The organism is Luteimonas fraxinea, from assembly GCF_021233355.1.
Lineage (GTDB): Bacteria > Pseudomonadota > Gammaproteobacteria > Xanthomonadales > Xanthomonadaceae > Luteimonas > Luteimonas fraxinea.
The window spans coordinates 1,034,023-1,047,036 of sequence record NZ_CP089507.1; the positions used below are offsets into that span (position 1 = coordinate 1,034,023).

General features: G+C 65.6%; 10 protein-coding genes and 2 pseudogenes. 7 read left to right on the forward strand and 5 right to left on the reverse strand.

Features of this window, described 5'->3' with window-relative positions; genetic code table 11:
• Window positions 1-24: 24 nt before the first annotated feature.
• From LU699_RS04610 to rpiA, 3 genes are read left to right on the forward strand one after another with little or no spacing between them, the layout of a single operon-like run.
• Window positions 25-606 carry a 5-formyltetrahydrofolate cyclo-ligase gene (locus tag LU699_RS04610; protein ID WP_232134321.1) on the forward strand — a complete coding sequence of 194 codons (582 nt, stop codon included), beginning with the start codon at window positions 25-27 and terminating at the stop codon, window positions 604-606.
• A gap of 10 nt (window positions 607-616) precedes the next feature.
• Window positions 617-1,096 (forward strand): EVE domain-containing protein, encoded by a 480-nt coding sequence (locus LU699_RS04615; protein ID WP_232134320.1) that lies wholly within the window; start codon window positions 617-619, stop codon window positions 1,094-1,096.
• Window positions 1,093-1,740: a ribose-5-phosphate isomerase RpiA gene (rpiA, locus tag LU699_RS04620; RefSeq protein WP_232134319.1), complete on the forward strand. Its 648-nt coding sequence runs from the start codon at window positions 1,093-1,095 to the stop codon at window positions 1,738-1,740. The genes LU699_RS04615 and rpiA overlap by 4 nt, the downstream gene beginning before the upstream one ends.
• 80 nt (window positions 1,741-1,820) lie before the next feature.
• Here rpiA and rpoD read toward each other — a convergent pair whose 3' ends face one another.
• The 5 genes from rpoD to sucC form a co-directional block, all read right to left on the reverse strand.
• Window positions 1,821-3,701, reverse strand: coding sequence for an RNA polymerase sigma factor RpoD (rpoD, locus tag LU699_RS04625; RefSeq protein ID WP_232134318.1), 1,881 nt, complete (start codon window positions 3,699-3,701; stop codon window positions 1,821-1,823).
• Window positions 3,702-3,755: 54 nt separating this feature from the next.
• Window positions 3,756-4,193, reverse strand: a complete 438-nt coding sequence (gene dtd / locus LU699_RS04630; RefSeq protein WP_232134317.1) for a D-aminoacyl-tRNA deacylase — start codon at window positions 4,191-4,193, stop codon at window positions 3,756-3,758.
• A gap of 214 nt (window positions 4,194-4,407) precedes the next feature.
• Window positions 4,408-6,045, reverse strand: a complete 1,638-nt coding sequence (locus tag LU699_RS04635; protein ID WP_232134316.1) for an NAD+ synthase — start codon at window positions 6,043-6,045, stop codon at window positions 4,408-4,410.
• Between the two features lie 142 nt (window positions 6,046-6,187).
• The gene (gene sucD, locus LU699_RS04640) at window positions 6,188-7,060 is read right to left on the reverse strand and encodes a succinate--CoA ligase subunit alpha (protein ID WP_232134315.1); all 873 of its coding nucleotides are present in this window, start codon (window positions 7,058-7,060) and stop codon (window positions 6,188-6,190) included.
• 134 nt (window positions 7,061-7,194) lie between these two features.
• Window positions 7,195-8,355: an ADP-forming succinate--CoA ligase subunit beta gene (gene sucC / locus LU699_RS04645; protein ID WP_232134314.1), complete on the reverse strand. Its 1,161-nt coding sequence runs from the start codon at window positions 8,353-8,355 to the stop codon at window positions 7,195-7,197.
• 87 nt (window positions 8,356-8,442) lie between these two features.
• Here sucC and LU699_RS04650 point away from each other — a divergent pair, with 87 nt between their 5' ends.
• The 4 genes and pseudogenes from LU699_RS04650 (at window position 8,443) to LU699_RS04660 (ending at window position 13,011) form a co-directional block, all read left to right on the forward strand.
• Complete coding sequence (locus LU699_RS04650; protein WP_232580496.1) at window positions 8,443-10,146, forward strand: sensor histidine kinase; 1,704 nt, start codon at window positions 8,443-8,445, stop codon at window positions 10,144-10,146.
• Between the two features lie 564 nt (window positions 10,147-10,710).
• Window positions 10,711-11,853, forward strand: a pseudogene (locus LU699_RS04655) (sigma-54-dependent transcriptional regulator); the annotation flags it as partial.
• A gap of 129 nt (window positions 11,854-11,982) precedes the next feature.
• Window positions 11,983-12,141: pseudogene (locus LU699_RS18400) on the forward strand (helix-turn-helix domain-containing protein); the annotation flags it as partial.
• A 417-nt stretch (window positions 12,142-12,558) separates the two neighbouring features.
• Complete coding sequence (locus LU699_RS04660) at window positions 12,559-13,011, forward strand: pilin (RefSeq protein WP_232580497.1); 453 nt, start codon at window positions 12,559-12,561, stop codon at window positions 13,009-13,011.
• Window positions 13,012-13,014: the final 3 nt, after the last annotated feature.

Consider the following 13,014-nt stretch of genomic DNA (forward strand, 5'->3'; position numbering starts at 1 on the left):
ACTTCCGACGACGAGCCCGGCCGCATGACCGACCGCCCCGCCCTCCGCCGACGCCTGCGCGACCAGCGCCGCGCCCTGCCTGCGCCCGCGCGCATCGCCGCCGCCGAAGGCCTCGCGACGCAACTGTTCGCACTGCCCGCATTGCCCGAATCCGGCTACGTCGCTGGCTACTGGGCGAGCGATGGCGAGATCGGCCTCCACGTCTTCCAGATGCGCCTGCCCGCCGGGCTGATCTATTGCCTGCCTGTTCTGCACGACGAAGTGCTGCGTTTCGCGCCTTGGCGCGCCGGCGATCCGCTGGTCACCAATCGCTACGGCATTCCCGAACCCGATATCGAGCCGGCCTCCGCGCTCGACGCGAGCGCGATGGCGCTGGTCGTGACGCCGCTGGTCGGCTTCGACGCGCGCGGCCACCGGCTCGGCATGGGCGGCGGCTGGTACGACCGCAGTTTCGAATTCCGTCGCGTGCAGGCCGCGTCGCCGTTGCTCGTAGGCGCGGCATTCGCGCTGCAGCAGGTGGAGGCGCTCGACGCCGCGGATTGGGATGTGCCGCTCGACGCGATCTGCACCGAATCGAACACGTTCCACCCGCCCACAGCTGCCTGACCGAGACGCGATGAGCACCCGCAAGCGCTACTGGCTGATGAAGTCCGAGCCCGAGGACTTCTCGATCGACGACCTGGCCCGCGTCGGCACCGAGCCCTGGACGGGCGTGCGCAATTACCAGGCGCGCAACTTCATGCGCGACGGCATGCGCGTCGGCGACGGCGTGCTGTTCTATCACTCGAACACCGACGTGCCGGGCATCTACGGCATCGCCGAGGTCGCGTCGACGGCGTATCCCGATCCCAGCCAGTTCAAGAAGTCGTCGAAGTACTTCGACGAGAAGGCGAGCGAAGAGACGCCGCGCTGGTTCCTGGTCGATGTCGGCTACGTGCGCACGCTTGCCCACCCCATTTCGCTGGCGGAAATCCGCGAGCACAGCGCCGCACTCGGCGAAGAATTCGCGCTGATCCGCAAGGGCGCGCGCCTGTCGGTGCTGCCGGTCACGTCCGCGCAGTGGAAACTGCTGTTGTCCCTGGAGAAGAAGCGATGAGCGAAGGCAAGCGCCTGGCCGCCGAGAAGGCGATCGAGTACGTGGAAGACGGCATGATCGTCGGCGTCGGCACCGGCTCGACGGTCGCCTATTTCATCGACGCGCTGGCCCGCATCAAGCACCGGATCGACGGCGCCGTGTCGAGCTCGGACCAGAGCACCGAGCGTCTGCGCAGCCACGGCATCGACGTGCTCGACCTCAACGCGACCGGTCCGCTGGCGCTGTACGTAGACGGCGCCGACGAGTGCGACCCGGGCAAACACCTGATCAAGGGCGGCGGCGCCGCCCTGACGCGCGAGAAGATCATCGCCGAGGCGAGCAAGCAGTTCATCTGCATCATCGATCCGGCGAAGCAGGTCCCGGCGCTGGGCACGTTCCCGCTGCCGGTCGAAGTGATCCCGATGGCGCGCAGCCTCGTCGCCCGGACGATCCTCGAGACCACCGGCGGCCAGCCGGTCTGGCGCGAAGGCGTGAAGACCGACAACGGCAACTGGGTGCTCGACATCCACGGCCTGTCGATCACCGACCCGGTGGCGCTGGAAGCGAAGCTCAACCAGATTCCGGGCGTGGTCAGCGTCGGCCTGTTCGCACGCCGCAAGGCAGATGTGGTGATCGTGGGCACGGGGACACCGACGGTGCTCTGAAACGCGCGTACGCGCGGCCCCATCGCCCACAAAAAAGCCCGCCTTCCGGCGGGCTTTTTCTTGCCAGGTGCAACCTCGACTCATTCGACGTCGAGGAAGCTCCGCAGCTGCTCACTGCGCGAGGGATGACGCAGCTTGCGCAGCGCCTTGGCCTCGATCTGACGGATCCGCTCGCGGGTGACGTCGAACTGCTTGCCGACTTCCTCGAGGGTGTGATCGGTATTCATGTCGATGCCGAAGCGCATACGCAGCACCTTCGCCTCGCGAGGGGTGAGGCCGGCGAGCACGTCGCGGACCGTCTCCATGAGGTTGGTGTTGGTGGTCGCGTCGATCGGGGACTCCACATTGGTGTCCTCGATGAAGTCGCCCAGGTGCGAGTCCTCGTCGTCGCCGATCGGGGTCTCCATGGAGATCGGTTCCTTCGCGATCTTCATGACCTTCCGGATCTTGTCTTCCGGCATGTCCATTTCCTTGGCCAGCTCCTCCGGCGTGGCCTCGCGGCCGTACTGCTGGAGCATCTGGCGGGAAATGCGGTTGAGCTTGTTGATCGTCTCGATCATGTGCACGGGGATGCGGATCGTGCGCGCCTGGTCGGCGATCGAGCGCGTGATCGCCTGGCGGATCCACCACGTGGCGTAGGTCGAGAACTTGAAGCCGCGACGGTGCTCGAACTTGTCGACCGCCTTCATCAGACCGATGTTGCCTTCCTGGATGAGGTCGAGGAACTGCAGGCCGCGGTTGGTGTACTTCTTGGCGATCGAGATCACGAGACGCAGGTTGGCCTCGACCATTTCCTTCTTGGCCTTGCGGGCCTTGGCTTCGCCGTAAGCCATTGCGCGGTTGATCTCCTTGAGATCACCCAGGGTCACGCCCATCGCCTTCTCGATCGCGAGCGTGGCTTCCTGCTCGGCGACGATCTGGTCACGCACATCCTTCAGGCCGGACGACCACTTCTGCTTGCGCTTGATCATCTCGTCCGCCCAGCCCGTATTGGTCTGGTTGCCGTCCCATGCGCGGATGAAATCCTTGCGCGGCATCTTGGCGACGCGGGTCGACAGGTCGAGGATGCGACGCTCGTGGTCCTTCAGCTCGGACACGACCTCGCGCAGCTTGCGGACCAGCAGGTCCGTCAGCGGCAGCGGCAGCTTGAACGTCATGAAGACGTCGGCCATCTCGGCGCGCAGCTTGATCGACGCCTTCGCCGTCGCACCATTCTTGGCGTACGACTTCTGGAACTTGTTGAACAGGTCCGCCATCAGGTCCATGCGACGCAGGACTTCTTCCGGATCCGGACCGGTCGGGCCGGTGCTCTCTTCCTCGTCGGACGAATCGTCGGATTCTTCCTCGTCGGTTTCGGCTTCTTCTTCGGCTTCCACGACAGCCGGCGCATTGCCCGACGCCGCTTCTTCCTCGGCCGCCAGCTCTTCGAGCAACTGGTCGTTGAAGCCGGCCACGACTTCAGCCAGGCGCTTCTTGCCGCCCTTGTGCAGTTCGTATTCTTCGAGCAGCAGCTGGACCGACCACGGGAAGCTGGCCACCGAGGCCATCATCTGGTTCAGGCCTTCCTCGATGCGCTTGGCGATGGCGATTTCGCCTTCGCGGGTCAGCAGCTCGACCGTGCCCATCTCGCGCATGTACATGCGCACCGGATCGGTGGTACGACCACCTTCGGTATCGAGCGAAGTCAGCGCAGCCGCGGCTTCTTCCGCAGCGGTCTCGTCGACTTCGCGGTTACCGCTGGATTCGCCGGCCAGCAGCAGCGTTTCCGCATCGGGCGCCACTTCATGGACAGCAATGCCCATGCCGTTGATCATGCCGATGATGTCTTCGATCTGCTCCGGATCGACCATGTCGTCGGGCAGGTGATCGTTGACTTCGGCATAGGTCAGATAGCCCTGCTCCAAGCCCTTGCTGATCAGGATCTTGATGTCGGACTGCTGGGCGGGACGTTCATTCGCCATGTGGCGCACCGTCTGAAAAGTGAACCCGTAATTGTACCACCTGCGAGGCCGGGATCATGCCCTGAGCAGGAAGGTGACCGGGCCATCGTTGACCAGGCTGACCTCCATATGGGCACCGAACCGACCGGTTTCCACCCCCGGGTGGCGCGACCGGCACACGGCGACCAGCCGGTCAAAGATCCGTTCAGCCTCCTCCGGCGGCGCCGCGGTGCTGAAGCCGGGCCGGTTGCCCGATCGGGTGTCCGCCGCGAGCGTGAACTGGCTGACCAGAAGCAGGCCGCCGCCGGTCTGCGCCAGCGACAGATTCATGCGGCCGGCGTCGTCGGAAAATACCCGGTAGGCGAACAGGCGCTCGGCCATACGCGCGACCTGGGCCTCGCCGTCGCCGGGCTCGATGCCGACCAGCGCCAGAAGACCGGGCCCGGTCCGGCCAATGACCGCGCCGTCGACGCGAACGGCGGCTTCGCTGACGCGCTGGATCAGGGCAAGCATGGCAGACCCACTCGGCGAGCCCGCTTCAGGCCCTCCCCTGCGTGCGGGGGAGGGTTGGGTGGGGGCAGCCCGTCAGACTGGGCGGAAACCTGAAACAAGCGCCAAAGCATCAATTGCAGATTACTCGTCCGAGACCGGACCCGATGCCCCCATCCCAACCTTCCCCCGCATGCGGGGGAAGGGGTGAGAAACCGCAACTCGTCTAGGAATGCACTCACCCTTCATACCGGTTGCTGATCGGATACCGGCGCTCGCGCCCGAACGCACGCCGCGAAATCTTCGGCCCCGGTGCGGCCTGGTGGCGCTTCCATTCGCTGATGCGGACCAGCCGCAACACCCTGTCGACGGTCGCCGCATCGAAACCCGCGGCTACGATCTCGTCACGCGATTCCTCCTGGTCGACGTAACGGCGCAGGATCGCATCGAGCACGTCGTAGGGCGGCAGCGAATCCTGGTCCAACTGGTTGTCGCGCAGCTCGGCCGATGGCGGCCGCGCGATCACCGCGGGCGGAATCACCGGTGCGCCGCCGACGGTGTTGCGCCACTTCGACAGGCCGAAGACTTCGGTCTTGTAGAGATCCTTGATCGGCGCGTAGCCGCCGCACATGTCGCCGTAGATCGTCGCGTAGCCGACCGCGTATTCGCTTTTGTTGCCGGTCGTCAGCAGCAGACCGCCGTGCTTGTTCGACAGCGCCATCATGATCGCGCCGCGGGTGCGCGACTGCAGGTTTTCCTCGGCGATGTCGACCTCTTTGCCCTCGAAGACGTCGGACAGCGTGTCCAGGAATCCCTGGAACGGCGGCTCGATCGGAATGGTCAGCATGCGCACGCCCAGCGCCTCGCATTGCTCGGCCGCCAGATCGTTGCTCAGCCCCGCCGTAAACCGCGACGGCATACGCACCGCGGTGACGTTCTCTGCACCCAGCGCATCGACCGCCATCGCCAGCACCACCGACGAATCGATGCCGCCCGACAACCCGACCCACGCCTTCGAAAATCCATTCTTGCCGCAGTAGTCGCGCGTGCCGCGCACTACCGCGCGCCAGGCCAGCGCGTCGATGCTCTCGTCGCCGTCGTCGACCCACACGACCGGCGAGAACGCGCGCGTCGCGGGATCGAAATCTACGACAAGCCACTGGTCATCGAACGCGATCGCCGCCGGATGCACGGTGCCGTCGGCATCGGCGACGACAGACGCGCCGTCGAACACCAGCGCGTCCTGCCCGCCGACGACATTGACGTAGGCCAGCGCCACCCTGCTCTCGCGGGTACGTTCGGCCAGCAGCGCATCGCGCTGGCGGTGCTTGCCGCGCTCGTAGGGCGAGGCGTTCGGCACGACGACGACGGCCGCGCCCGCAGCCGCGGTATCGGCCAGCGGCTCGGGGAACCAGAGGTCCTCGCAGACCAGCACGCCGACCGGCACACCACCCACGTCGACCACGCAGGGCTCGCCGTCCGGATCGACGTGGAAGTAGCGGCGTTCGTCGAACACGTTGTAGTTCGGCAGTTCGCGCTTGCGATAGGTGCGCTCGAGCTTGCCGTCGCGCAGCACGCTGGCCGAGTTGTAGAGCACGCTGCCCGCCGACTCCGGCCAGCCGACGACGGCGACGATGCCGCGCACGTCCTTGGCGATCTGCATCAGCGCCGCTTCGCAATCGATCAGGAACGAGGGCCGCATCAGCAGGTCCTCCGGCGGATAGCCGCTGATCGCGAGTTCCGGAAACACCACGACGTGCGCGCCGAACTCGTCGCGCGCGGCCGCGATCATCTCAGCGATGCGCTCGGCATTGCGGCCGACATCGCCGACCGGAAAGTCGAACTGGGCGAGTGCGATACGCAGGGGATCGGTCATGTCGGCAGGCACGCGGTCGGGGGCGTCCATCATAGCGGCCGTGATCGCAGGGCCCGCGCAGATGCATGTCGCAGCAACGCCATCGCGCCACAAAAAAAAGGCCGCCCGGAGGCGGCCTCTTCGAATCACGCGGAAGGCGCGATTACTTCACGAGCGCAGCGATCGCTTCGCCCAGGTCGCCCGGCGAACGGACGGTCTTCACGCCGGCCGCTTCCATCGCCTTGAACTTGCCTTCGGCCGTGCCCGAACCGCCCGATGCGATCGCACCGGCGTGGCCCATGCGCTTGCCCGGAGGGGCCGACGCGCCGGCGATGAAGCCGACGACCGGCTTCTTGACATGCGCCTTGATGTACTCGGCGCCCGCTTCCTCGGCATCGCCGCCGATTTCGCCGACCATGATGATGCCCAGCGTCTGCGGATCTTCGTTGAACAGCTTGAGGCAGTCGACGAAGTTCAGGCCGTTGATCGGGTCGCCGCCGATACCGATGACGGTCGACTGGCCCAGGCCTGCCGCCGTGGTCTGCTTGACCGCTTCATAGGTCAGCGTGCCCGAACGCGACACGATGCCGATCTTGCCCGGCATGTGGATGTGGCCCGGCATGATGCCGATCTTGCACTCGCCCGGCGTGATCACGCCCGGGCAGTTCGGACCGACCAGGGTCACGTCCGGATGCGACTTCAGCACGTTCTTGACGCGCAGCATGTCGAGCACCGGGATGCCTTCGGTGATGCAGACGATGACCTTGATGCCGGCCGCAGCCGCTTCGAGGATCGCGTCGGCCGCGAACGGCGGCGGCACGTAGATCACCGAGGCATCGGCGCCGGTGGCGTCGACGGCTTCGCGCACGGTGTTGAACACCGGCAGATTGATGTGCGTGGTGCCGCCCTTACCCGGCGTGACGCCGCCGACGACCTGGGTGCCGTATTCCACCATCTGGGTGGCGTGGAAGGTGCCCTGCTGGCCGGTGAAGCCCTGCACGATCACCTTGGTGTTCTTGTTGATCAAAACGCTCATGGAATGGTCCTGTTGAGCCCCTCTCCCCTTGGGAGAGGGGTTGGGGTGAGGGCTGCCTGGATGCAAGCGCCCTCATCCGCCCTTCGGGCACCTTCTCCCGAAGGGAGAAGGGAAGGAAATAGATTCGTTCGGAATCAGGCGGCAGCCGCGACGGCCTTCTTTGCGCCGTCGTTGATGTCGTCGGCTGCGGTGATCGCCAAGCCGGATTCGGCCAGCAGCTTCTTGCCCGCTTCGACGTTCGTGCCTTCGAGGCGCACGATCACCGGCACCTTGACGTCCACTTCCTTGACCGCGGCGATGATGCCTTCGGCAATCATGTCGCAGCGGACGATGCCGCCGAAGATGTTGACGAAGATCGCCTTCACCTTGTCGCTCGACAGGATGAGCTTGAACGCTTCGGTCACGCGCTCCTTGGTCGCGCCGCCGCCGACGTCGAGGAAGTTCGCCGGCGAACCGCCGTTGAGTGCGATCACGTCCATCGTCGCCATGGCCAGGCCTGCGCCGTTGACCATGCAGCCGATGTTGCCGTCCATGGTCACGTAGTTCAGGTCGTACTGGCTGGCACGCGCCTCGGCCTCGTCTTCCTGCGTGGCGTCACGCATCGCCGCCAGATCCTTGTGACGGAACGCGGCGTTGTCGTCGGAGTCGACCTTGCCGTCGAGGGCGTACAGGTCGCCGTTGTCGAGGATCGCGAGCGGGTTCAGTTCGACCAGCGCCAGGTCCTTCTCGTTGAACAGGGTGTACAGGCCGCCCATGATCTTGGCGAGCTGGTTGGCCTGCTTGGCGGTCAGGCCGATCTTGAAGCCGATCTCGCGGCCCTGGTAGGCCTGGAAGCCTTCCACGAAGCTGACGTTGAGGCTCTCGATCTTCTCCGGCGTCTCGGCAGCGACCTGCTCGATGTCCACGCCACCCTCGCTCGAGACGATATAGGTGATGGACTGCGTGCCGCGGTCGACCAGCACCGACAGATACAGTTCCTTGGCGATCTCACCGGCTTCGGTGACCAGCACCAGATTGACCGGCAGTTCAACGCCAGCGGTCTGATAGGTGGCCATCTTGGTGCCGAGCATCTTGGCAGCAGCGGCCTTCACGTCGTCGGTGGTCTTGCAGAACTTCACGCCGCCGGCCTTGCCGCGACCGCCCGCATGGATCTGGGCCTTGACCATCCAGGGACCCTTGCCCAGGGAGTTCGCTGCTTCGACTGCTTCGTCGGCGGTGGACGCGACGCGTCCTGCCGGCACGGGGATGCCGTAATCGGCAAACAACTGCTTCGCCTGGTATTCGTGGAAGTTCATGTGGGGTCCGTACGGAGGAGGAAATGACACCGGTCGACGGGCGGCGCGTGACGCGCGGCGGGCCGACGGGGTCCGCTATTCTCGCCCATGCGGCGGCGGCGGGCAAAACCACCCCACCCGGCCGCTCCGGAACGCCGCCTATACTCGGCCGTCCGGCTCCGATGGAACGTGCCCGTGCCCTTGATTGCAGCCTCCAAGCTCTCCCCGTCGTTGCTGCAACGCGAACTCTCGCTGTTCGCGCTGTACCGGGTACTGGAAGCCGCCCTGTTGGCGCTGCTGGTGTTCAGCCCGTGGGGCGCGACGCTCGGTGATGTGACCGATACGCCGGTCGCGATCTCGGTCGGCATCGGCTATCTGATCGCCTCGGTCGGCCTGCTGCTGCACGCCCGACGCGCGAAGGCCGACTTCCCCAGCCATGCGGTGGTGGGCGTCGTCGTCGACATCGTGGTCGCCACGCTGATCACCCATGCGATCCCCGAAGTCGCGCCCGGCATCGCGATGCTGCTGCTGTTCAACATCGGTGCGGCCTCGCTGTTCGTCACCCTTCGCACCAGCATCCTGATCGCCGTGGGCGCCTCGATGGCGCTGCTGGCCGAGCGCCTGGTGGGTCTGTTCGGGACCGGCACGTTCGACCGTCCCTTCGCCGAAATGCTGATGTTCGGCCTGGGCTTCTTTGCCGCCGCCTCGCTGACCCGTCAGCTGGGCAAGCAGGTCCGCGACACGCAGGAACTGGCGGACCGCCGCGGCGCCGAGGCCGCGAACCTGGCCGAGATCAACGAACTGATCATCCGCCGCATGCAGACCGGCGTGCTGCTGGTCGACGGCACCGGCCACATCCGCCTGACCAACGAAGCCGCCACGCTGCTGATCGGCGACACCGAGACACCCGGCGAGGATGGCTTGCACGGCCGCACGCTGGGCCACCTCGCGCCGCCACTGGCGATGCGTCTGGCCGAATGGCTACGCAGCGGCAGCGTCGACAGTGCCCCGCTGACGCTGCGCGAACACACCGACGTGATGCCGCGCTTCGTGCGCCTGCTGGCCGAGAGCGACAGCACCCTCGTGTTCCTCGACGACACCTCGCTGGTCTCGCGCCGCGCAGAATCGTTGACCCTCGCCACGATGGGACGCTTCTCCGCCAGCCTCGCGCACGAGATCCGCAATCCGCTCGCCGCGATCAGCTACGCCACCCAGCTGATGGAAGAGTCGGATCAGATCGGCGAGGCCGATCGTCGCTTGCTGCAGATCATCCACCAGCAGTGCGTGCGCACGAACGGTATCGTCGAAAGCGTGCTCGGCCTTGCCCGCCGCGAGCGCGCCCGTCCCGAACACGTGGACCTGGTTGCCGCTGCGCATGCGTTCGTGCAGGACTACCGCATGATCGTCACCGAAGAAAACGCCGAACTGAAGGTCAGTTGCGACCAGCCCACGCTGCGCGCGATCTTCGACCCGCGCCACCTGCAGCAGGTGCTGACCGCGCTGGTCAACAACGCCGTCCGCTACGGCCGCATGCCCGGCGAACCGGCGCGCATCACGCTGCGCCTCGAACAGGCCGGCGAGTGTCCCACCCTCAGCGTCCTCGACCGCGGCCCCGGTATTCCGGACGCCGTCTCTGCCCAGCTGTTCCGCCCGTTCTTCACCACCTCGGAAAGCGGCACGGGCCTGGGTCTCTACATCGGCCATGAGTTGTGCCGGGCGAATGAAGCGCACCTCGAATATGTCGCCGTCCCCGGCGGCGGCGCGTGCTTCCGCGTCACGCTGGCCGCGCGGCAGACGTTGTTGCGGAACTAGTCCGCCACGCTCCATCACTCGCGGCAGCAAGGTTATCGCCAGCGCCGAGGCTTGTGCCGACCCACTTTTTTGCGCCCCCCCCCCCCCCCCCGCTCGTCATCCCAGCGCACGCTGGGATCCATTTCCGCGGCGAAAAAGAGGAATGCTGCCGAGCCTTACGCGTGAACCGGTAAGAATGCCGTCGCCCCGGCGCAGGCCGGGGCCCAGCGACTCACCTGGGCGGCAACATCGACTTTCACCTCGTCCCATTCTTTTTCAAGCGGAAGAGGATTTGTCTTGGTGAATGGAATCATGCAGCGCCAAATGCAGAATCAGAATGGACCCCAGCCTGCGCTGAGGTGACGGTCTCGCAGTCCGCACCATCACAGCTTCAATGCGCACGACTGCGTTTCTTCCGGCTTCCGCACGCCCACGCTGGAAATTCTCCGCGTACCGGAATCCACACCCAATACCGGCACCCCATCCCCCCATCATCGTGACGCGCGTCACCAGTGTGACCCTCGTCACTTTTGACAGAATCTGTCACTATGCGTCACACCTCAGTTCCATTTGTGTAGCGAATCAATGAGTGAAACTCGCAGCGTCCTGATCGTCGATGACGAACACGATATTCGTGAACTGCTGGTGCTCACTCTCAGCCGGATGGGCCTGCGCACTGAAACCGCGCCCACCCTTGCCGCCGCCCGCGAACTGCTGGCCTCCTCGGCTTACGACCTCTGCCTGACCGACATGCGCCTGCCGGACGGCTCGGGCCTGGAACTCGTCGGCGAAATCAGCACCCGCTATCCCGGCATGCCGGTCGCCATGATCACCGCCTATGGCAATGTCGAGGCAGCGGTCGAGGCCCTGAAAGTCGGCGCCTTCGATTTCGTCAGCAAGCCGGTCGACATCCATGTGCTGCGCGGCCTCGTCCGCCAGGCACTGGAACTCGGCGAACGCGCCAAACGCACCACTGAAGAACAGAGCAGCCGCCTGCTCGGCACCTCCGACGTAATGGTCACGCTCCGCAATACGATCGCCAAGGTCGCCCGCAGCCAGGCGCCGGTGTTCATCCAAGGCGAATCGGGCACCGGCAAGGAACTCGTCGCCCGCACCATCCACGCCCAGGGCGCGCGCGCCAACGGGCCGTTCGTGCCGGTCAACTGCGGGGCCATTCCGACCGAACTGATGGAAAGCGAGTTCTTCGGCCACAAGAAGGGCAGCTTCACCGGTGCGCACAGCGACAAGCCCGGCCTGTTCCAGGCCGCCGACGGCGGCACCCTGTTCCTCGACGAAATCGCCGAGCTGCCGCTGCCGATGCAGGTCAAACTGCTGCGCGCGATCCAGGAAAAGTCGATCCGGCCGGTCGGTGCTGCCGCTGAAATCCAGGTCGACGTGCGCATCCTCTCAGCTACGCACAAGGATCTGTCGCAACTGGTCAACGACGGCCGCTTCCGCCACGACCTTTATTACCGCATCAACGTCATCGGCCTGAACGTGCCCGCGCTCCGCGAGCGCACCGGTGACCTGCCGCTGCTGTCCGATGCCATCCTGCGCCGCCTCGCCCAGGCCATGCACCGCGCCGCGCCCACGCTCGCACCGGATGCCGTCGCCGCGCTCGAATCCTACGGGTTTGCCGGCAACGTCCGCGAGCTGGAGAACGTGCTCGAACGCGCCTTGGCCATGGCCGACGATGATCGGATCAGCGCCGCCGACCTGCACCTGCCGCTGCCACGGACCCTGCAGCAGGCAGCGCAGCCGCAGATCACGTCGCCGTTCGCCACCGACGTCCACCAGGCGCTTCCGCCGAACCCCGGCCAGCCCCGCGACCCGCGCACCGTCAGTCCGTATGAAACCGCCGGCACCGCCCTGCCCTCGTTCATCGAGGACATCGAGCGCGCTGCCATCCAGCAGTCGCTACAGGAAAACCGCTACAACAAGACCAAGACCGCGGCGGCCTTGGGCATCACCTTCCGGGCGTTGCGCTACAAGCTCAAGAAGCTCGGGATCGACTGACGCGCGCCACTCGTAGGATGGGTAGAGCGCAGCGAAACCCATCACTCGAATTCGCTCGGCGTGGCTGGATCGCACCAGCGCACGGGACATCCAGTTTTTTAACGCCAGCGCACTTCCTAAGCGCGATCGCTCTGCAGAACACCCAACTCCAATCGTCAGTGAAGCCTCTGCAGTGTTTCGCTGCGCATCGACTGCATCCCGACGCGTTGCGTCATCAAGTGACGAAACGGGACACCATCCGCTCCCGCACGCGGCCACACGCGAGGCAACGCCTGCATTTCAAAGGCAATCCCCCTTGAGAAAGTTGGCACGCCTCATGCGTTATCTCCATCGCACGTGCATGTTGCACGGCTGCCCACGGATCGGTACCAGCCGGCCACGCGGCACGTGAAATCAATCACTCCTAGGGGATACACCATGAAGAAGATGCAGAAGGGCTTCACCCTGATCGAACTGATGATCGTTGTCGCGATCATCGCCATCCTGGCCGCCATCGCGCTGCCGGCTTATCAGGACTACACCGTCCGCGCCCGCACGACCGAAGGCCTTGCTCGCGCGTCGGCGGCGAAGACTCTCGTCGCAGAGAATGCGTCGGCCGGAGCACCGCTTGCCCAAGGCTGGACCGCGACAACTGCAGCAACCAAAAACGTGGCTGCAAATGGCGTAGCGCTGGCCAATACGACTGGCGTTATCACGGTCACCCTGACGGCCGCAGCAGGCGGCGGCACGCTTACGCTCACACCGAACTCGGAAGGCGCCGCACTGGTTGGCACGCCCGCGGCAAGCACCGTTCCGGCCGGCCCGATCACTTGGGCATGCACCGCCAGCAACACCAATAAGTCGCGTGTTCCGGCCGAGTGCCGCGGTTGATTT

What these genes read in the sequence shown, in the direction of transcription:
- sucC (WP_232134314.1), bottom strand. Translation starts at nt 8,355, where the DNA reads ATGAACTTCCACGAATACCAGGCGAAGCAGTTGTTTGCCGATTACGGC.
- LU699_RS04660 (WP_232580497.1), top strand. Translation starts at nt 12,559, where the DNA reads ATGAAGAAGATGCAGAAGGGCTTCACCCTGATCGAACTGATGATCGTT.
- dtd (WP_232134317.1), bottom strand. Translation starts at nt 4,193, where the DNA reads ATGCTTGCCCTGATCCAGCGCGTCAGCGAAGCCGCCGTTCGCGTCGAC.
- LU699_RS04615 (WP_232134320.1), top strand. Translation starts at nt 617, where the DNA reads ATGAGCACCCGCAAGCGCTACTGGCTGATGAAGTCCGAGCCCGAGGAC.
- LU699_RS04610 (WP_232134321.1), top strand. Translation starts at nt 25, where the DNA reads ATGACCGACCGCCCCGCCCTCCGCCGACGCCTGCGCGACCAGCGCCGC.
- LU699_RS04635 (WP_232134316.1), bottom strand. Translation starts at nt 6,045, where the DNA reads ATGACCGATCCCCTGCGTATCGCACTCGCCCAGTTCGACTTTCCGGTC.
- LU699_RS04650 (WP_232580496.1), top strand. Translation starts at nt 8,443, where the DNA reads ATGCGGCGGCGGCGGGCAAAACCACCCCACCCGGCCGCTCCGGAACGC.
- sucD (WP_232134315.1), bottom strand. Translation starts at nt 7,060, where the DNA reads ATGAGCGTTTTGATCAACAAGAACACCAAGGTGATCGTGCAGGGCTTC.
- rpiA (WP_232134319.1), top strand. Translation starts at nt 1,093, where the DNA reads ATGAGCGAAGGCAAGCGCCTGGCCGCCGAGAAGGCGATCGAGTACGTG.
- rpoD (WP_232134318.1), bottom strand. Translation starts at nt 3,701, where the DNA reads ATGGCGAATGAACGTCCCGCCCAGCAGTCCGACATCAAGATCCTGATC.